Origin of the sequence: Micromonospora sicca (genome assembly GCF_003172935.1) — a bacterium.
Classification (GTDB): Bacteria; Actinomycetota; Actinomycetes; order Mycobacteriales; family Micromonosporaceae; genus Micromonospora; species Micromonospora sicca.
The window spans coordinates 1-18,950 of sequence record NZ_QGKS01000378.1 but is presented as its reverse complement, the minus strand read 5'-3'; the positions used below and the strand labels follow the sequence as shown (position 1 = coordinate 18,950).

General features: G+C 71.9%; 16 protein-coding genes and 2 pseudogenes. 14 read left to right on the top strand and 4 right to left on the bottom strand.

Going from position 1 to position 18,950, the window contains the following annotated elements; translation table 11 throughout:
• The 5 genes from pyrH to DKT69_RS30125 form a co-directional block, all read left to right on the top strand.
• The coding region (pyrH, locus tag DKT69_RS30145; RefSeq protein WP_236648444.1) for a UMP kinase at positions 1-722 on the top strand (722 nt) is incomplete at its 5' end.
• A gap of 83 nt (positions 723-805) precedes the next feature.
• Positions 806-1,363, top strand: coding sequence for a ribosome recycling factor (frr, locus tag DKT69_RS30140; protein ID WP_109804834.1), 558 nt, complete (start codon positions 806-808; stop codon positions 1,361-1,363).
• A gap of 260 nt (positions 1,364-1,623) precedes the next feature.
• A complete protein-coding gene (locus DKT69_RS41245) occupies positions 1,624-3,321 on the top strand; it encodes a phosphatidate cytidylyltransferase (protein ID WP_201749932.1) in 1,698 nt (565 codons plus the stop codon).
• 104 nt (positions 3,322-3,425) lie between these two features.
• Positions 3,426-4,574, top strand: a complete 1,149-nt coding sequence (gene rlmN / locus DKT69_RS30130) for a dual-specificity RNA methyltransferase RlmN (RefSeq protein WP_109804833.1) — start codon at positions 3,426-3,428, stop codon at positions 4,572-4,574.
• A gap of 31 nt (positions 4,575-4,605) precedes the next feature.
• Positions 4,606-5,661, top strand: a complete 1,056-nt coding sequence (locus tag DKT69_RS30125; protein ID WP_109804832.1) for a DivIVA domain-containing protein — start codon at positions 4,606-4,608, stop codon at positions 5,659-5,661.
• 76 nt (positions 5,662-5,737) lie between these two features.
• On the opposite strand, the gene DKT69_RS30120 is transcribed toward DKT69_RS30125, so the two are convergent.
• Positions 5,738-5,962: a DUF2631 domain-containing protein gene (locus DKT69_RS30120; protein WP_236648443.1), complete on the bottom strand. Its 225-nt coding sequence runs from the start codon at positions 5,960-5,962 to the stop codon at positions 5,738-5,740.
• Between the two features lie 91 nt (positions 5,963-6,053).
• Here DKT69_RS30120 and DKT69_RS30115 point away from each other — a divergent pair, with 91 nt between their 5' ends.
• The 3 genes from DKT69_RS30115 (at position 6,054) to DKT69_RS30105 (ending at position 9,483) form a co-directional block, all read left to right on the top strand.
• A complete protein-coding gene (locus DKT69_RS30115) occupies positions 6,054-6,920 on the top strand; it encodes a tetratricopeptide repeat protein (RefSeq protein WP_109804830.1) in 867 nt (288 codons plus the stop codon).
• Positions 6,921-7,049: 129 nt separating this feature from the next.
• Positions 7,050-8,630 (top strand): Rieske 2Fe-2S domain-containing protein, encoded by a 1,581-nt coding sequence (locus DKT69_RS30110; RefSeq protein ID WP_109804829.1) that lies wholly within the window; start codon positions 7,050-7,052, stop codon positions 8,628-8,630.
• Between the two features lie 199 nt (positions 8,631-8,829).
• Positions 8,830-9,483: a TMEM175 family protein gene (locus DKT69_RS30105; protein ID WP_109804828.1), complete on the top strand. Its 654-nt coding sequence runs from the start codon at positions 8,830-8,832 to the stop codon at positions 9,481-9,483.
• On the opposite strand, the pseudogene DKT69_RS30100 reads toward DKT69_RS30105, so the two are convergent.
• Positions 9,464-10,354 (bottom strand): annotated as a pseudogene (locus tag DKT69_RS30100) (phytoene desaturase family protein); the annotation flags it as partial. The gene DKT69_RS30105 and the pseudogene DKT69_RS30100 sit on opposite strands and share 20 nt — an antisense overlap.
• Positions 10,355-10,514: 160 nt before the next feature.
• Here DKT69_RS30100 and DKT69_RS30090 point away from each other — a divergent pair.
• The 3 genes and pseudogenes from DKT69_RS30090 to DKT69_RS30080 all read left to right on the top strand — a co-directional run.
• A pseudogene (locus DKT69_RS30090) lies at positions 10,515-10,817 on the top strand (GNAT family N-acetyltransferase); the annotation flags it as partial.
• A 192-nt stretch (positions 10,818-11,009) separates the two neighbouring features.
• A complete protein-coding gene (locus tag DKT69_RS30085) occupies positions 11,010-11,231 on the top strand; it encodes a transposase (protein WP_109804836.1) in 222 nt (73 codons plus the stop codon).
• A gap of 150 nt (positions 11,232-11,381) precedes the next feature.
• The gene (locus DKT69_RS30080; RefSeq protein ID WP_109804827.1) at positions 11,382-13,868 is read left to right on the top strand and encodes a GcvT family protein; all 2,487 of its coding nucleotides are present in this window, start codon (positions 11,382-11,384) and stop codon (positions 13,866-13,868) included.
• A 100-nt stretch (positions 13,869-13,968) separates the two neighbouring features.
• On the opposite strand, the gene DKT69_RS38625 is transcribed toward DKT69_RS30080, so the two are convergent.
• A complete protein-coding gene (locus tag DKT69_RS38625) occupies positions 13,969-14,133 on the bottom strand; it encodes a hypothetical protein (RefSeq protein ID WP_161557984.1) in 165 nt (54 codons plus the stop codon).
• 670 nt (positions 14,134-14,803) lie between these two features.
• On the opposite strand from DKT69_RS38625, the gene dxr reads away from it, so the two are divergent.
• From dxr to ispG, 3 genes are read left to right on the top strand one after another with little or no spacing between them, the layout of a single operon-like run.
• Positions 14,804-16,015, top strand: a complete 1,212-nt coding sequence (gene dxr, locus DKT69_RS30070; protein ID WP_109804825.1) for a 1-deoxy-D-xylulose-5-phosphate reductoisomerase — start codon at positions 14,804-14,806, stop codon at positions 16,013-16,015.
• The gene (locus DKT69_RS30065) at positions 16,015-17,262 is read left to right on the top strand and encodes a M50 family metallopeptidase (RefSeq protein WP_109804824.1); all 1,248 of its coding nucleotides are present in this window, start codon (positions 16,015-16,017) and stop codon (positions 17,260-17,262) included. The genes dxr and DKT69_RS30065 overlap by 1 nt, the downstream gene beginning before the upstream one ends.
• Before the next feature lie 8 nt (positions 17,263-17,270).
• On the top strand, positions 17,271-18,443 hold the full coding sequence (gene ispG / locus DKT69_RS30060; protein ID WP_109804823.1) for a flavodoxin-dependent (E)-4-hydroxy-3-methylbut-2-enyl-diphosphate synthase: 1,173 nt from the start codon (positions 17,271-17,273) through the stop codon (positions 18,441-18,443).
• Positions 18,444-18,519: 76 nt separating this feature from the next.
• On the opposite strand, the gene DKT69_RS30055 is transcribed toward ispG, so the two are convergent.
• Positions 18,520-18,950 (bottom strand): PadR family transcriptional regulator (locus tag DKT69_RS30055; protein WP_109804822.1); only part of this gene is annotated, 431 nt, incomplete at its 5' end.

Sequence of the window (18,950 nt, the reverse complement as noted above, 5' to 3'; positions counted from 1 at the left end):
CCGGCCCACCGCCCGGCCGGGCCCGCCGGGTGGTGCTGAAGCTCTCCGGCGAGGTCTTCGGCGGCGGCGCGATCGGAGTCGACCCGGACGTCGTGCAGGCCATCGCCCGGCAGATCGCCACCGTGGTCCGCCGCGGCGTGCAGGTCTCGGTGGTGGTCGGCGGCGGCAACTTCTTCCGCGGCGCCGAGTTGCAGAAGCGCGGCATGGACCGGGCCCGGGCCGACTACATGGGCATGCTCGGCACGGTGATGAACTGCCTGGCCCTCCAGGACTTCCTGGAGAAGGAGGGCATCGAGACCCGGGTGCAGAGCGCGATCACCATGGCCCAGGTCGCCGAGCCGTACATCCCGCTGCGGGCCATCCGGCACCTGGAGAAGGGCCGCGTGGTGATCTTCGGCGCGGGCGCCGGCATGCCGTACTTCTCCACCGACACGGTCGCCGCCCAGCGGGCGCTGGAGATCCGCGCCGACGTGGTGCTGATGAGCAAGAACGGCGTGGACGCGGTCTACACCGCGGACCCCCGGGTCGACCCGACCGCCAGCAAGCTGGACACCATCACCTTCTCCGAGGCGCTGCGCCGCAACCTGCGGGTGGCCGACGCGGCGGCGTTCAGCCTCTGCATGGAGAACGGCCTGCCGATGCTGGTCTTCGGCGCGCAGGGCGACGACACCATCGTCCGGGCGGTCGGCGGTGAGAAGATCGGCACCCTGATCACCGCCTGAGCGCCCCGCCGGCGCGGCCGGCGGTCCTCCGACACGACATCAGCAGAGCCCACGACGAGCAACAGAAGGAGGCGAGGAGACCGGTGATCGACGACACCCTCCTCGAGGCCGAGGAGAAGATGGAGCGTGCGGTCGAGCACGCCAAGGAGGAGTTCGGCGCCATCCGCACCGGTCGCGCCAACGCCGCCATGTTCTCCAAGGTCATCATCGACTACTACGGCACCCCCACCCCGCTGCCCCAGATGGCGTCCATCGGCGTCCCCGAGCCGCGCATGGTGATCATCAAGCCGTACGACAACTCGCAGATCAACGCCATGGAGAAGGCGATCCGCGACTCGGACCTCGGCGTCAACCCGAACAACGAGGGCAACCAGCTCCGCATCCTGCTCCCGCAGATGACCGAGGAGCGGCGCCGCGAGATGATCAAGGTCGCCCGGCACAAGGGCGAGGAGGCCAAGGTGGCCGTCCGCAACATTCGCCGCAAGGCCAAGGAAGAGCTGGACCGTCTGGTCAAGGACGGCGAGGTCGGCGAGGACGAGGGCCGCCGCGCGGAGAAGGACCTGGACGACCTGACCCAGCGGTACGTCGCCACCGTCGACGAGCTGGTCAAGCACAAGGAAGCCGAGCTGCTCGAGGTCTGAGCCGCCCGACGACCGTCACGGCGCCGGTGTGCCGCCACCCGCCCGGGTGGTGGACCCGGTGCCGTCGTCGTGGTGGGCCATCGTCCGCCGTGCCGGGTTCCCGGGTGCAGTAGGCTCGGCACGATTCCCGCCCCACCACGGGGTGAACGGCGGGGATCGGCCGGCCGTCGCGCCGGTCAACCGGAACAGTCACGCCTGTAGGGGATGGTCTTGGTCTTGCGTCAAGTGGTGGAACTCGTACCGCGTTCGCTCGGTGCGTGATGTCCCACCCCGACCCCTACGGCGCTGCCGAGCCCCGCGGCTGGGACCGACCGGACCGTCCGCCCGCGCTGCCCTGGCCCGAGTCTGACCTCGAGCCCGGGCCGTGGCGTCGTCCGGGCGCCAACCCCGAGCTGTACGCTGAGCCGCCCGGCCGGGCCCGACCCGCGGCCGACCCGTATCCCGGCCCGGCCGGCGACCCGTACGCCCGGCCGGACGTCGCCAGCCGTCGGCCCGGCCCGTACGACGAGCGTCCCGGCCGCGCCAACGGCCGCCCGGACCGGGCCCCCGACGGCCCGGGCCACCCGTACCGCGACCGGCGTGACGCCGCCCCCGGTCGCCGGGTCCCCGACCGTGCCGACCTCGGCCACCCCGACGACCGGATCCACGGTGCCGACCGCGGCTACCGGGACGCCGACCCTGACGACGGCCCCCGGTGGGGCGCCGGCTTCCGGGACGCCGGGCCCGACCGCGCCGGCTTCCCGGACGCCGGGCCCGACCGTGCCGGCTTCCGGGACGCCGGGCCCGACCGTGCTGGCTACCGGGACGGCGGGCCCGACCGTGCTGGCTTCCGGGACGCCGGGCCCGACCGCGCCGGCTACCGGGACGCCGGGCCCGACCGCGCCGGCTACCGCCCTGCCGGTCGCGACGAGCGGGATCTGCGCGACGGCGGCCCGCGCCATCCGGCCGGCCTGGACCGGGGCCACCCCGGGGGCGGGCCGTGGGGAGACCGGCCCGGCCCGCCGGACGACGAGTACCCGACCGCCCAGATCGCCCCGATCCGGGACGAACCTGACCCGGAACCCGAGCGGCCGTCGGGCCGCCCCTCCCGGGGGCGGCGGCGGGCCAGCGCCGACCGGCCGCCCACCCAGCAGCCCGCGCCCAGCCGGGCCGGCCGGAACCTGCCGGCCGCGATCGCGGTCGGGGTCGGCCTCGGCGCGGCGATCCTGGTGCCGCTCTTCCTCTACCCGCCGGCGTTCCTCGGTGTCGTGGTCGCCGCCGTGGCGGTCGGCACCTGGGAGATGGCCCGCGCGGTGCGCCGTGGCGGGGCCCATCCGCCGCTGGTCCCGCTGGTCGCCGGCGGGGCGATCACCGTCGGCCTGGCCTGGTTCGCCGGCCCGGACGCGCTGAGCCTCGGCCTGCTGGTCACCGTGCTGGGCACGATGATCTGGCGGTTGGGCGACGGCCCGGGCAACTACCAGCGCGACCTCACCGCGGCCACCCTGATCGCGGTGTACGTGCCCTTCCTCGGCGGCTTCGCGGCGATGCTGGCCGCCGCCCCCGGGGACGGCCGCCTGCGGGTGCTGGTCACCCTGGTCGCCGTGGTCCTCTCCGACACCGGCGGGTACGCGGCCGGCGTGGCGTTCGGCAAGCACCCGATGGCGCCCTCGATCAGCCCGAAGAAGTCCTGGGAGGGCTTCGCCGGGTCGGTCACCGCGGCGGCCGCCGGCAGTGCCCTGCTGATTTGGCTGCTGTTCGACGTGCCCCCCTGGTGGGGCGCGCTGTTCGGCGTGGCGATCTCCTGCGCGGCGGTCCTCGGCGACCTCGCCGAGTCGATGATCAAGCGGGATCTCGGCGTGAAGGACATGAGCAACCTGCTGCCCGGGCACGGCGGCCTGATGGACCGGCTCGACTCGATCCTCTTCGCGGTGCCGACGGCGTACCTGCTGCTGGCGGTCCTCGTGCCGGTGGTGGGCTGAGGCATGAATCACGTCGGCTGGCGCGCCTCCTCCGCGCGGTCGGGGCCGATTCGGCACGGACGGACGGCGGCGTCCCGCTCCCGGCGTGTCAGACTGGACGCGCCATGACGAGCCTGCCACTGATCTCCGTAGACCCCGACGCCCGCGGCCGCCGGCCCGCGATGCCTCCCCGTCACCTCGCCGACCTGGACCTGCCGGGTCGGCAGGCGCTCGTCACCGAGCTCGGTGAGCCGGCCTTCCGCGCCAAGCAGATCTCCAACCACTACTTCGGCCGGTTGGTCCGCGACCCCGCGCAGATGACCGACCTGCCGGCGGCCACCCGGGAGCGGCTCGCCGGGTCTCTGCTGCCCACCCTGCTCACCCCGGTACGCGAGCTGGCCTGCGACGACGGGGCCACCCGGAAGGCGCTGTGGCGGCTGCACGACGGTTCGCTGGTGGAGAGCGTGCTGATGGGCTACCCGGACCGGGTCACCGTCTGCATCTCCAGCCAGGCCGGCTGCGGCATGGCCTGCCCGTTCTGCGCCACCGGCCAGGCCGGGCTGACCCGCAACCTCTCCACCGCCGAGATCGTCGACCAGGCCGTCTACCTGGCCGGGGTGGCCGCCTCCGGCGCGGTCGCCGGGTCGCCGCCGCGGCTGTCGCACGTCGTCTTCATGGGCATGGGCGAGCCCCTGGCCAACTACTCGCGGGTCGTCGGGGCGATCCGCCGGCTGGTCGCCCCCGCCCCCGAGGGGCTCGGCCTGTCCCAGCGCCACATCACCGTTTCCACGGTGGGGCTGGTTCCGGCCATCCGCCGACTGGCCAGCGAAGACCTCTCAGTGACTCTTGCGTTGTCGCTGCACGCCCCCGATGATGAGCTGCGCGACGAACTCGTCCCGGTCAACCAGCGCTGGAAGGTGTCCGAGGTGCTGGACGCGGTGTGGGACTACGCGGCCACGACGGGGCGTCGCGTGTCGATCGAGTACGCGATGATCAAGGACGTGAACGACCAGCCGTGGAGAGCCGATCTGCTCGGACGGCTGCTGGCCGGCAAGCTGGCCCACGTGAACCTCATCCCGCTCAACCCGACTCCGGGCAGCCGCTGGGACGCCAGCCCGAAGCCGGTCGAGCGGGAGTTCGTCCGGCGGTTGCGCGACGCCGGGGTGTCGACCACGGTGCGGGACACCCGGGGACGCGAAATCGACGGCGCGTGTGGGCAGCTCGCCGCCGCCGAGGACAGGGACACCGACCCGCCGTGGGAAGCAACGGCGTGACCGGGCGTAGCGAACGAGACCAGGAGACATAGTGGCGAGTCAGGGTCAGCGTTTCCGGCGTAAGGCGCTCCGCCGGGGATACAAGGTCGACGAGGTGGACGCCTTCCTGGACCGGGTCGAGGCGACCCTCGCCGGCCAGCCGGTCGGCGCGCCCGTGGCCTCCCAGGAGGTCCACGACGTCGTCTTCCGGGTCCGCTTCAACGGCTACGACGAGTGGCAGGTAGACCTGCACCTGGACCGGGTCGAGCGGCAGCTGGCCGAGCTGGAGGAGCGCGGCGTCCCCGGCGGGCGGGGCGGCGACCCCCGGATGGCCGACCGGCTCGGCCCGCCGATGCGCGACGACCGCGGCCTGTCGCCGGTGCCGCAGCCGCCGATGCCGCCCCGGGCGATGCCCGCGCAGGCCGGCCCGCCCGCCGGCTACGGCCGGTACGACGAGCCGACCGGCGCCTTCGCCGGCGGGTATGACGCCCCCCGCGGCGGGTACGACGCGCCGCGCGGCCCGGGTGGCCCCGGCCCGATGGGTCCGGGCGCCCCGATGGGACACGGCGGCCCGCCGTCGCGCGGCCTGCCCCCGGGCCCGGGCGGATACGGCCAGGAGCCGGGCGGGTACGGCCAGGACGACCAGCGCTTCGACGGCTTCGAGGCCGGCCGGCACGGGCGTGCCGACATGACCGCCGAGATCCGGATGTCCGAGCGGGAGCTGCGGGACATGCGCGGCCGTGGCCCGGCCGGCCCGCCGGCCCTGCCGCAGCAGGGCATGGGCGGGGGTCCGCCGATGGCCGGTCCGCCGGTCGGTGGCCCGCCGATGGTCGGCCCCCCGATGGCCGGCCCGCCCGGCAGCGACCTCTACCGGGTCGACCAGATCCGGCGCAGCTTCCAGGTGCGCCGCTTCGGCAGCGGCTACGACCCGGACCAGGTGGACCGCTTCTTCGAAAGCCTGCTCGGCGGCATGCAGGGCCGCAATCCGATGCCGGTCAACCCGAAGGACCTGGACACCCTGCGCTTCGGCCTGGTGCCCGGTGGCTACTTCGAAGCCGAGGTCGACGCCGCCCTCAAGGACGTGCAGGACATCCTCTTCGGCCGCTGAGCCCGTACGACGACGAAGGCCCGCCCCCGACGGGGGCGGGCCTTCGCGCGTTGCTGGTCCTGGGTGCCGGGCCGGGTCAGTGCCGCAGGCCGTTGCGGCGCAGCACCGAGTCGCCGATGACGATGGCCAGCAGCAGCACGGCGAGCCCGACCAGCCAGATGTCCTCGACCTTGCCCTCGTGGTTGCCGCAGAGCGCCATGAGCACCAACGCCACCGCCGAGAGCACCGCCCCGATCCGCCCGGACTTGCGGTGCCCGGGCTTGTGCTGATCTGGCGCGGTTACCGGCTCGCTTCCTGCCACTGTCGGTCCTTCCCTCGCGATCGGATCTCCGGTTAGTCTGGCACGCCCCGCGCCGGCCCCGGCGCAGGGTCCGACCTGTCTGGGGGACGGCATGACCCGCGCGGACGACCGTGAGGTACTGAAGACGGCGTACGAGGCGTGGGAGGCGGAGAACTGGCCGGTCGCCGCCGAGCTGCTGGAGCGGCTGGCGCGGCGGCACCCGGACCACTCCGGTGCCGGGATCTGGTGGTACGACGCGGCGCTGGCGCACAAGTTCCTGCGCAACTGGGCGAAGGCGTACGAGCTGGGCCGGGAGGCGGCGGCGCGGGCGGAGCGGGACAGCCAGGACCCGGCGTTCTGGAACCTGGGCATCGCGGCGACGATCATGGAGGACTGGGCCACCGCCCGGGACGCCTGGCGGGGCTTCGGGGTGGACCTGCCCGACGGCGAGGGCGAGATCGCCGAGGATCTCGGGCCGGGCCTGGTCCGGCTCAACCCGACCGGGCCCGCCGAGGTGGTCTGGACGCGCCGGCTCTGCCCGACCCGGGCCCGGGTGTTGAGCGTGCCCACGCCGGAGTCGGGTCGCCGGTTCGGCGAGATCGTGGTGCACGACGGCGAACCCAAGGGGCGGCGGGAGGTCGACGGCCGTAGCTACCCCGTCTTCGACGAGCTGCTGTTGTGGCGGGGGTCTGCGCTCCCGACCTCGGTGGTCCGGGTCGACGTGGCCCGGGCGGACGATGTGCGCGCCCTGGTCGCGGTCTTCGAAGAGCGGGACTACGGGGCGGAGCCGTGGAGCAGCTTCGCGGCGATCTGCACCTGTTGCAGCGAGGACACCCTGAACCACGACGCCGACCACGCCGTCACCGGCGAGCAGCGGGTGAGCCTGGCCGCCCCGGTCGACGAGATCCCCGCCCTGCTGGAGAGCTGGCGGGCGGCCGCGCCGGAGCGGCGGAGGTGGACCGGCACGGTCGGGGGCTGATCCGGCCAGGGTCGTCGGACCCGGGTCGGCGGGGCGGATCGGCACTAGCGGCGTCGCGGGTCGGCGACCACACTGCCTCAGGTAGCGTCTTTGACGTACACCTTGATTGTCTTTTTGAGGGGGACTGCGGTGCGAGTGACCGGTACGGGACATGCCAGCATGCGGATCGACACGGCCGCGGGCAGCATCCTGTGCGACCCGTGGGTCAATCCGGCCTATTTCGCCTCCTGGTTCCCCTTTCCGGACAATTCGCTGCTGGACTGGGAGACCCTGGGTCAGGTCGACTACCTGTACGTCTCGCACCTGCACCGGGACCACTTCGACGCCAAGCACCTGCGCGACCGCATCTCGAAGGACGCGACCGTCCTGCTCCCCGAGTTCCCCACCTCGGAGATGGAGGACGAGCTGCGGGAGCTGGGCTTCACGAAGTTCCTCAAGGCGCCGAACGAGCAGGTCGTGGAGCTGCCCGGCGGCCTGAAGATCATGATCCAGGCGCTGACCAGCCCGACCGACGGCCCGATCGGTGACTCCTCGCTCTGGGTGGAGTACGACGGCGTCCGGCTGCTGAACCAGAACGACGCCCGCCCGACCGACCTGACCGTCTTCGCCGAGCTGGGCCACGTGCACGCGCACCTGCTCCAGTTCTCCGGCGCGATCTGGTATCCGATGGTCTACGAGCTGCCGCAGGCGGCCAAGACCGCGTTCGGCAAGCAGAAGCGGGACCGGCAGTTCGACCGCACCTGGCGCTACATCGACGACCTCAAGGCCGACCACGTCTTCCCGATCGCCGGGCCGCCCTGCTTCCTCGACGACGCGCTGTGGCAGTTCAACGACATCCACGGCGACGAGGGCAACATCTTCCCCGACCAGTCGGTCTTCATGGCGGAGTACGCCAAGGTCGGCGGCACCAACGGAATCGTGCTGCTGCCCGGCAGCGTCGCCGAGATCACCACCGAGGGCGCGACCACCACCCACCCGGTGCCGGTGGAGGAGTTCTTCGCGGACAAGGTCGCCCACCTGGAGGAGATGCGGGAGCGCAAGCGCTCGGTCATCGAGGCGGAGAAGGCGTCCTGGCGGCACCCCGAGGTGGACGTGCTCGGCGAGATGAAGCGCCGGATCGAGCCCCTGCTGGACGAGTCGATCTACCTGGCCAAGGGGGTGGGCGGCCCGGTCCGCTTCGACCTCGTGGGCTACGACGGGGAGAGCGTCGAGTCGATCGTGGTCGACTTCCTGGGCAAGGAGGTCCGGCCGTACGCGGACGAGAAGGTGCGCTACCGGTTCCGTACCGAGCGGGCGCTGATCGAGCACCTGCTGCACATCGGCGAGGTGGACTGGGTCAACTCGCTCTTCCTCTCCTGCCGCTTCTCCGCGGCCCGGATCGGCCAGTACAACGAGTTCGTCTACGCCTTCTTCAAGTGCCTCTCCGAGGAGCGCCTCCAGTACGCCGAGGGCTGGTACGACGAGCACGAGCGGGCCGTCGACGCCGAGGACATCACGCTGGACGGCTGGGTGGTGCAGCGCCGCTGCCCGCACCTGAAGGCGGACCTGAGCCGGTTCGGCATCGTGGAGGGCGAGCAGCTCACCTGCCAGCTGCACGGCTGGAGGTTCGACCTGTCCAGCGGTCGCTGCCTCACCAGCGTCGGCCACAAGATCCGCGCCCACCGCGCCGACGAGCAGACCCCCGCCCCCGCCGGCGAGGCGCTCAGCTGACGACCGGGCCGGCGCGCCGACGGCGCGACGGCCGCACCTCCGATCCGCGCCCGCGCGGCCCCTCCCTGCGCGATCATGCAGTGGTGGTGGGTGGCGAAAGTCGCAGACCGGCACCGACCGGACACCAGCGAGAGCGGGGCGGGGCGTGACGGCGGCAGGCGGAGAAGAGAGGGAGTACCGGTACCGGCGGGACCGGGAGATGGCCCGGGACCCGTCCCGGGTGGAGACGTTCAGCGACGGGATCTTCGCGGTCGTGCTGACGGTGATGGCCGTCGAGCTGCTCCAGTACGGCCCGGCCAGGGCCGGCGGGAGGCAGCTCCCCGACGCCCTCGCCCACGCCTGGCCGTCCTACCTGGCGTACGTGATCACCTTCGGGATCGCCGGCCAGATCTGGCTCGGCCACCACAACATGTGGCGGTACGTGGTCCGGGTGGATCAGGTGCTGCTGGTGTTCAACCTGCTCCTGCTGCTCTTCGTGGCCGCGATCCCGTTCACCGCCGACCTGCTCTCGGACAACCTGCGCGGCAGCGCGGCCGAGCAACGGCTGACCGCCGCCCTCTACGTCGGCACCGTGCTCGGTGAGTCGCTCTTCTTCAACCTGAGCTGGTGGTGGGCTCGGCGGCACCGGCTGCTCCACCCCGACCTGGATCCCCGGCTGGCCCGGGCGGTCGCGCGGCGATTGCTGCTGCGCCCACCGCTCTATCTGATCGCCTTCGCCTTCGTCTTCGTCGACCCGATCCTCAGCCTCTTCCTCTACCTGCTGCTCGTCGGCCTCTCCCTCATCCGCCGCCCCGGCGACCTGCCCCGATTCTCCGCCGAAGGCGGCGGGGAGGTCAGCGACCGAGGTCGGTGAGGATGCGGCGGGCGGCGTTGTGGCCGGCGGCGCCGATGACGCTGCCGGCGGGGTGGCAGCCGGCGCTGCCGGCGTAGACCCCGTCGACGCCGGTGGCGTACGGCATCCGGTCGGTGAACGAGACGGTGTTGTCGACGTGGTGGATGTGGCCGCCGGTGATGCCGAAGTGCGCCTCGATGCCGGGCGGCGGGAGCGGCACCGCGTCGGCGATCAGGTCGCCGGCGCCGGGGGCGTAGCGTTCGCAGATCTCGATCAGGCGGGACACGTAGCCGGGCAGCGCCTCGTCCCAGGTTGTGCCGGCCAGCTCGTAGGGGACCGACTGGACGAAGAGCGCCGAGGAGTGGTGCCCGGCCGGGTCCGACAGCGACGGGTCGACGGTGGTGTGCAGGTACCACCCGATGGTCGGCTCCTCGGGCAGCCGGCCGGCCTGCACGTCCGCCCACATCGCGCGCAGCGCCGCCATCGGCGACTCGCCGCCGGCCCCCACCAGCGACGCCGAGCCGGGCAGCAGGTGGATGGTCGAGCCGAACGGGCTCGGCGCGTCCGCCGGCAGGCAGGAGAAGCGGGGCAGCCCGGTCAGCGCCAGGTTGAGCTTGAGCGTGGTGCCGGGCCGCCGGACCGCCGCCATCCGCTCGGCCAGGGGCGCCGGGAGCGCGCCGTCGGGCAGCAGGTCCATCAGCCGGTACGGGTCGCAGGCCCCCAGCACCACGGAGGCGGCCACCTCCCGCCCGTGCCGCCACGGCGGCAGCAACGGCCGTACGGGGCTGGATGCGGTGACGGTGCGGGTAGTCCAACGGGCAGGGGATTTCCCGGTCGCACATGCCGTGCGCCGGGGTCCAGCCGGCCATGTGACCAGCCAGGTGCCGTGGCTAAGCCGGGCCTGTCCGGCTGGTTGCTGTCCGCCGTTCCGGCCCTCGCGTTCATGGGGCTTTCCAAGCTGGTGCTGTCCGGGAAGCCTGCCGCCCAAGTTCCGGAACGACCCGTTGTGACGCCCCGGGAAGCCCCGGAAGTAGCCGCCCCTCCCGTGGCCGGCGGGCAGCGTGCTGCTCAAGCCGCTGCCGGGCCGTGACGGCGTGACCCCCACCGACGACATCGAGATCGGCTGGCACCTGCACCCCGACTCCTGGGGGCACGGCTACGCCACCGAGGCGGCCCGGGCGGTGCTCGACCGGGAGTTCGCCGACGGCGCCCGGCAGGTCTACGCGGTGGTGATGGCGGGCAACGAGGCGTCGACGGCGGTGGCCCGCCGGCTCGGCATGACCCATCTCGGCGTCCGCACCGACTGGTACGGCGGCGCCGAACTGGAGACCTTCGTTCTCAACCGTCCCGACTGACCGGTTCCGCCGCGCGCCCATGCCTGGAACAGGGGGTGTGCAGGCGAGCTGCGGCCCTATCGTCGGCGCCGTGCTGATCCGCTTCGACGGCGCCCCCGATCGGGTCCGCTTCACCGCCCGTACCGGCGGCACCTGCGCCAGTTGTTCCTGCCGTACCGGGGCACCGGCCTCGAAGCCAACCTGGTGGAACTGGTGTTCCTGCCGACCTACGCGTCCCGGCTGAACTGGATCGAAGCCGAGTTCGCCGCAGTGGGCTACTTCGCGCTCAACGGCACCGACCACCGCAGCCACGCCGAGCAGGACGCCGCCATCGGCGACTACATCCGCTGGCGCAACCACCGCGCCAAACCGAAATCCGGATTCGCCACCGGATCCAAAATCCGCCACCCGGATTACCCGTTCAAGGCTGCATGACGAGGCACTGGTTCGCGGCGCTGCGGGTCTAGGGGTAGCGGTCCAGGATCGGACAGACCTGTCGAGGTGACCGGCCGACGGCGGTGCGCGCGGTCGGGACGGCCATAATCGACGCGCCTGGCGAACTCGTCAATCAGGATCGGAGCGACCATGACCCTGCCGACACCGCCCAAGAGCGGCCCCGCGCCGAGCGGCGTCCCAGATCGTGCGCGCGTCGTCGTGGTGGGCGGCGGGATCATCGGGACCTCCGTCGCGTACCACCTCGCCCACCTCGGGTGGACCGACGTGGTGCTGCTCGAACGCGACCAACTGACGTCCGGCACCACATGGCACGCGGCCGGGCTGATGGTCACGTTCGGCTCGACGTCCGAGACCTCCACCGAGATGCGCAGGTACACCCGCGACCTGTACGCCCGACTCGAGGCCGAGACCGGGCTCGCCACCGGGTTGAAGCAAGTCGGCTTCATCGAACTCGCGACCGAACCGGGCCGCCTGGAGGAATACCGCCGCGTCTCGGCGTTCAACCGGTACTGCGGAGTCGACGTTCACGAGATCTCGCCGGGCGAGGTCAAGAAGCTGTTCCCCCTCGCCCGCACGGACGACCTGCTCGCCGGCTTCTACGTGCCGCAGGACGGCCGGGCGAACCCTGTGGACGTCACGATGGCGCTCGCCAAGGGCGCCCGGATGAAGGGGGTGAAGATCTTGGAGGGCGTCCCGGCCACGGGCGTGCTGCGGCGGGGCGGCGCGGTGACAGGCGTACGGACGCCGTACGGCGACATCGAGGCCGAGTACGTCGTCAACTGCGCGGGCATGTGGGCCCGCCAGCTCGGCGCGGCTGCGGGCGTGAACATCCCGCTGCAGGCGGCCGAGCACTACTACCTGATCACCGAGCCCGTCGAGGGCGTCGACGGATCCCTGCCCGTACTCGAAGACCCGGCGTCGTACGGCTACTTCCGCGAGGAGGGCGGCGGGCTGATGCTCGGGCTCTTCGAGACCGTCTGCGCGCCCTGGAAGATCGAGGGCATCCCCGACAACTTCTCGTTCGGGGAGCTACCGCCCGACTGGGACCGGATGGCGCCATACCTGGAAAAGGCGATGGAGCGGATCCCGGTCTCGATGGAGGTGGGCGTCCGCAAGTTCTTCTGCGGGCCCGAGAGCTTCACCCCCGACCTGCAGCCGATCGTCGGCGAGGCGCCCGAGCTGAAGAACTATTTCGTGGCGGCCGGGCTGAACTCCATCGGCATCCTGACGGGGGGCGGGATCGGTCGCGCACTCGCCCACTGGATCGTCGACGGCCGACCGGACATCGACGTCACCGGCATCAACATCGACCGGCTGCACGCCTACCAGAGCAACCCGGAGTACCGGGCGACGCGCACGGTCGAGTCGCTCGGCATGGTCTACCAGTGCCACTACCCGGGCCGCTCGATGCAGACCGCTCGCAATGCGAAGCTCTCCCCGCTGCACCACCGGCTCGTCGAGCAGCGCGCGTACTTCAAGGACGTGAGCGGTTGGGAGGGTGCCGACTGGTACGCGCCCGAGGGTGTCGAGCCGAAGGTCGATGCGCTGTCGTGGGGGCGGCAGAACTGGTTCCCGTACTGGGAGGCCGAGCACCGCGCCGCCCGCGAAGGCGTGATCCTCATGGACATGTCGTTCATGTCGAAGTTCCTCGTGCAGGGACGCGACGCTGGACGCGAACTCGAGCGCATCTCCGCCAACCGCGTCGACGGCGAGGCGGGCGTCATCACCTACACGCAGTGGCTCAACGAGGGCGGGACGCTCGAGGCCGACCTCACGGTTACCAAGCTCGGGGACGACCGGTTCTGGGTCGTTGCCTCGGACACCGCGCACCGGCACGTCGAAGCGAGGATGCGCCGCCACTTCGGGGACGCGCACGCGTTCGTCACCGACGTCTCGGGTGGCTACGCGCAGATCAACATCCAGGGACCGCGCTCGCGGGAACTGCTGGCGTCGGTGACGACGCAGGACATGTCCAACGAGGCGTTCCCGTTCCGCACGGCGCGCGAGATCGACCTCGGGTTCGCCCGCGTGCTCTGCATCCGCATCACCTACCTCGGCGAACTGGGGTATGAGCTCTACGTCCCCGCCGAGCAGGCCGTGCACGTCTACGACCGGCTCGTCGAGGCGGGCCGGGCGGTGGGTCTGCGGCATGCCGGGCTCAAGGCGCTGTCGAGTCTGCGGATGGAGAAGGGCTACCGCGACTACGGGCACGACATCGACAACACCGACTCGGTCCTCGAAGCCGGTCTTGGCTTCGCAGTCGCGCTCGACAAGCCGGGCGGCTTCATCGGCCGCGAGGCCGTGCTGGCCAAGAAGGCCGAGGGGCCGCTCACCCGCCGGCTCGTGCAGGTGCTGGTCACCGACCCCGAACCGTTGATGTTCCACGCCGAGGTCGTGCTCCGCAACGGCACGCCGGTCGGCTACATCCGGGCGGCCTCGTACGGCTTCTCGCTCGGCGGGGCGGTCGGCCTCGCGATGGTTGACGCACGCCAGCCGCTCGATCAGGCGTGGATCGATTCCGGCAAGTGGACCGTCGAGATCGGCGCCTGGACCTACCCGGCCGTGGTCTCGCTGCGACCGCTCTACGATCCCGCCAACAAACGGATAAAGATGTGAGGGGTAGGAGTATCCACCGATCTCATCGAGCTCTATCTCATCCACCCTGGGCATGACCGTAATCTTGAGCCAGGTTCTTGACGCGGGACAGGCCGGCGCATCAGTCTTTGACACACTCGGCGAACAGGTTGATCGATTCGGGCTCGTACATCACGCGGGTGGTCGGGCGTCCGAAGTCCGATGCCTGGAAGAGCCGGTCCAGGTCCTCCTCAGTCCGGTGGACGAGCCGCCAGTCCAGCACGTGGTCCATCAGCGCCTTGGTCACGTTGCGCGGATGGAAGTTGCCGACGATGAGGCGCCCACCGGGCCGCATCGGTCGGTGTGACGACGCGTGGACCGCACGAGCAGCGCTCGACCTGTTGCCGGAGAACTCGGCCCGCGCGTGGAGGTGCTGCGTGGCTGCGTCGTGGTCACGCCCGGATGCGGGCCCGACCGGCGGGTGGTGCAACGGGAGCTCGCCTATCGCCTCCGGCAGGCGGGACGATCGGCTCGCGTGTGGGCTTACCACTCGGTCAATGTCATCTCTGGGATGATCTCTTTATCCCGGATCTCGCCATGTTGCGCACTCCGGGAGGCGGCCGAACGGCGATTGACATCTCATCGGCGGTCCTGCTCGGCGAGATCGTGTCGCCGGCCGACCACCGCAGCGGTGTGATCGACCGGCGTCGCGAGTACGCCGCGGCCGGGGTTCCCCTTCTTCCTCCGGGTCGACCTGCGTAACCGGGTTCCTGCGCTGGCCCTCCACGAGCTGGTCGAGGGGGAGTATCGGCCGCTCTCCGCCGCAGCCGCCGGCACCACCTTCGTCATGCGGCAGCCGTTCGAGTTCTCGGTCGACCCGGCCGATCTGCTCGACGAGGAGGCGCCGGTGGAGGAACCGGACGGCGGGGAGTGAGGCTCCCAGCGGGCGTTCAGCACCGTTGGGGAAGAATGGCCGGGTGACCTCTCCCCGCGACCTCGTCCTGCTCGGGTCCACCGGCTCGATCGGGACCCAGGCCATCGACATCGTCCGGCGCAACCCCGACCGGTTCCGGGTGGTCGCGCTCGGCGCGGGCGGCGGCAACGTCGAGCTGCTCGCCGCGCAGGCCCTCGAACTGGGCGTGGAGGCGGTCGGGGTGGCGAAGGCGTCCGCCGCGCAGGACCTCCAGCTCGCCTTCTACGCCGAGGCGAGCCGGCGCGGCTGGGCCACCGGCGACTTCAAGCTGCCCAAGATCGTGGCCGGGCCGGACGCGATGACCGAGCTGGCCGGATGGCCGTGCGACGTGGTGCTCAACGGGGTGGTCGGCTCGCTCGGGCTGGCACCGACCCTCGCGGCGCTGCGCGCCGGTCGTACCCTCGCCCTGGCGAACAAGGAGTCCCTCGTCGCCGGCGGCCCGCTGGTGAAGGCCGCGGTGACGCGGCCGGGGCAGATCGTTCCCGTCGACTCGGAGCACTCGGCGCTGGCGCAGTGCCTGCGCGGCGGCACCCGCGGCGAGGTGCGGCGGCTGGTGGTCACCGCCAGCGGCGGCCCGTTCCGGGGCCGGCGCCGCGACGAGTTGACCGAGGTCACGCCCGCCCAGGCCCTCGCCCACCCGACCTGGAACATGGGTCCCGTCGTCACGATCAACTCCGCCACCATGGTCAACAAGGCGCTGGAGGTGATCGAGGCGCACGAGTTGTTCGACGTGCCCTATGCCGACATCGAGGTGATGGTCCACCCGCAGTCGGTGATCCACTCGATGGTCGAGTTCGCCGACGGCTCGACCCTCGCGCAGGCCAGCCCGCCGGACATGCGGCTGCCGATCGCGCTCGGCCTCGGCTGGCCGGACCGGGTGCCGGGGGCCGCCGCCGCGGTCGACTGGACGAAGGCACACACCTGGGAGTTCTTCCCCCTGGACGACGCCGCGTTCCCGGCGGTCGCGCTGGCCAAGGCCGCCGGTGCGGCCGGGCGCTGCCGGCCGGCGATCTACAACGCGGCCAACGAGGAGTGCGTGGCGGCCTTCGTCGCCGGGCGGCTGCCGTTCCTCGGCATCGTCGACACCCTCGAGCGGGTGTTGGAGGACGCTCCGGACTTCGCCGAACCAGGTACCGTCGAGGACGTGCTCGCCGCCGAGTCGTGGGCACGAACGCACGCCCAGGAGATCATCGCGGCGTCGGTGGAAGGAGCTTGATGGCAAACCTGCTCGGGGTGGTGCTCTTCGCCCTGGCGATCCTCATCTCGGTGAGCCTGCACGAGGCGGGGCACATGCTCACCGCCAAGGCTTTCGGGATGAAGGTCACCCGGTACTTCGTCGGCTTCGGCCCGACGCTGTGGTCGTTCCGGCGGGGGGAGACCGAGTACGGCGTCAAGGGCATCCCGCTCGGCGGCTTCTGCAAGATCGTCGGGATGACGCCGCAGGACGACGACGTCGACCCGGCCGACGAGCCGCGGGCCATGTGGCGCTACCCGGTCTGGAAGCGGACGATCGTGATGTCCGCAGGCTCGATCACCCACTTCGCGCTGGCCCTGGTCGCGCTCTGGGTCATCGCCATGTCCGCCGGCCTGCCCAACCCGGACTTCCCCAGCACGGAGCAGGAGTTCCGGGCCCAGCCCGCGGTCGTCTCCCTCGCCCCCTGCGTGGTGGTGGAGAACGCCAACCGCGCCTGCCAGGCCGGCGACCCGGCCAGCCCGGCCGCCAAGGCCCAGCTCCGCGACGGCGACCGGATCACCGCCGTCAACGGCCGGCCGGTGAGCAGCTGGGGCGACATGCTGGACGTGGTACGCGGCACCAAGCCGGGCACCGCCACCGTCGAGTACGTGCGCGACGGCACACCGGCCACCGCCACCGTCGACCTCGCGTCCGTGCAGCGCCCGCCGCTGGACGACCCCAAGGGCGCCACCGCCGCGGTCTCCGCGCTCGGCGTCGCGCTCCAGCCCAGCACCCCGGCCCGGCTGACGTACGGGCCGGTCGGCGCGTTCGGCGCGACCGCGGACTTCACCGGCACCATGGCGGTGGAGACCGTGCACGCCATGCAGCGCATCCCGCAGAAGGTCCCCGCCCTCTGGACCGCCATCACCGGCGGCGAGCGGGACGTGGACACCCCGATCAGCGTGGTCGGCGCCAGCCGGCTCGGCGGCGAGGCCGTGGAGAACAACGCCTGGTTGATCTTCTTCATGCTCTTCGTCTCGCTGAACTTCTTCATCGGCGTGTTCAACCTGCTGCCGCTGCTCCCGCTGGACGGCGGGCACATCGCCATCGCCTGGTTCGAGCGGGCCCGGTCCTGGCTCTTCGCCCGGCTGGGCCGTCCCGACCCGGGCCGCGTCGACTACCTCAAGCTCATGCCCATCACGTACGCGGTGATCCTGATCGGTGGCGTGTTCACGCTGCTGACCATCACCGCGGACGTCGTCAACCCGATCACGCTCTTCCCAAGGTGAGTGCTGAAGTGACCGCTGTCAGTCTCGGTATGCCCCCCGTACCGCCGCCGCCGCTCGCCCCGCGTCGGGTCAGCCGCCAGATCATGGTCGGCTCCGTACCGGTCGGTGGGGGTGCGCCGGTCTCGGTGCAGTCCATGACCACCACCCTCACCGCCGACGTCAACGCCACGCTCCAGCAGATCGCCGAGCTGACCGCGTCCGGCTGCCAGATCGTCCGGGTCGCCGTGCCCAGCCAGGACGACGTGGAGGCGCTTCCGGCCATCGCCAAGAAGTCGCAGATCCCGGTGATCGCCGACATCCACTTCCAGCCGAAGTACGTCTTCGCCGCGATCGACGCCGGCTGCGCGGCCGTCCGGGTCAACCCGGGCAACATCCGGCAGTTCGACGACAAGGTGAAGGAGATCGCCAGGGCGGCCGGCGACGCCGGGGTGCCGATCCGGATCGGCGTCAACGCCGGCTCGCTGGACAAGCGGCTGCTCGCCAAGTACGGCAAGGCCACCGCCGAGGCGCTGGTCGAGTCGGCGCTCTGGGAGTGCTCGCTCTTCGAGGAGCACGGCTTCCGGGACATCAAGATCTCGGTCAAGCACAACGACCCGGTGGTGATGATCCGGGCGTACCGCCAGCTCGCCGAGCAGTGCGACTACCCGCTGCACCTGGGCGTGACCGAGGCCGGCCCGGCGTTCCAGGGCACCATCAAGTCGGCGGTGGCCTTCGGCGCGCTGCTGGCCGAGGGGATCGGCGACACCATCCGGGTCTCGCTGTCGGCCCCGCCGGTGGAGGAGATTAAGGTCGGCAACGCGATCCTGGAGTCGCTGGGCCTGCGCGAGCGGGGCCTGGAGATCGTCTCCTGCCCGTCCTGCGGCCGGGCCCAGGTCGACGTCTACAAGCTGGCCGAGGAGGTCACCGCCGGCCTGGAGGGGCTGCCGGTGCCGCTGCGGGTCGCCGTGATGGGCTGCGTGGTGAACGGCCCGGGTGAGGCCCGCGAGGCGGACCTCGGCGTCGCCTCGGGCAACGGCAAGGGGCAGATCTTCGTCAAGGGCCAGGTCGTGAAGACGGTCCCGGAGGCGCAGATCGTCGAGACGCTGATCGAGGAGGCGCTGCGGATCGCCGACGAGATGGGCGCCGAGATCCCCGAGGAGCTCCGCGACATGGTCCCCGGCCCCCGGGTCACCGTGCACTGACGTTCCGACGCACCGTCGCAGAGGGCGGCCGTCCCCGTGGGGGAGGGCCGCCCTCTGCGCGTACGCGGGTCGGTGGTCACTCGGATTCGGCGAGGATGGCGTAGAGCTTGCGGCGGGTCTCGTCGAGCACCTGGGCGGCCCGTTCGCGCTGGTCGTCGGTGCCGGTCATCATCACCTGGCGCAGCGCGTTCATGGCCTGCGCGCCGGCGTCCCGGATGTCGTGCCAGCTGTTGACCGTGTTCTCGGCGAACTCCCCCCAGGGTGGGGTCTGCGCCGCCTCGGTGGCCTCCGCGCGCCCCTGGTCGGTGAGGTCGAACCGCTTGCGCCCGCCGCCCGACCCGTCGGTGGCGACGATGACGCCCTCGTCCTCCAGCAGTTGGAGGGTGGGGTAGATCGAGCCGGGGCTGGGCCGCCAGGCCCCGCCGGTGCGGGAGTCGATCTCCTGGATCATCTCGTAGCCGTGCATCGGCCGCTCGGTGAGCAGGGCCAGCACGGCGCCCCGCACGT

Bases quoted from the DNA above. Each gene is read 5' to 3' on its own strand.
- rlmN (WP_109804833.1), top strand. From the start codon at position 3,426: ATGACGAGCCTGCCACTGATCTCCGTAGACCCCGACGCCCGCGGCCGC.
- DKT69_RS30115 (WP_109804830.1), top strand. From the start codon at position 6,054: ATGACCCGCGCGGACGACCGTGAGGTACTGAAGACGGCGTACGAGGCG.
- DKT69_RS30080 (WP_109804827.1), top strand. From the start codon at position 11,382: ATGACCCTGCCGACACCGCCCAAGAGCGGCCCCGCGCCGAGCGGCGTC.
- DKT69_RS30105 (WP_109804828.1), top strand. From the start codon at position 8,830: ATGGCCCGGGACCCGTCCCGGGTGGAGACGTTCAGCGACGGGATCTTC.
- DKT69_RS41245 (WP_201749932.1), top strand. From the start codon at position 1,624: ATGTCCCACCCCGACCCCTACGGCGCTGCCGAGCCCCGCGGCTGGGAC.
- DKT69_RS30065 (WP_109804824.1), top strand. From the start codon at position 16,015: ATGGCAAACCTGCTCGGGGTGGTGCTCTTCGCCCTGGCGATCCTCATC.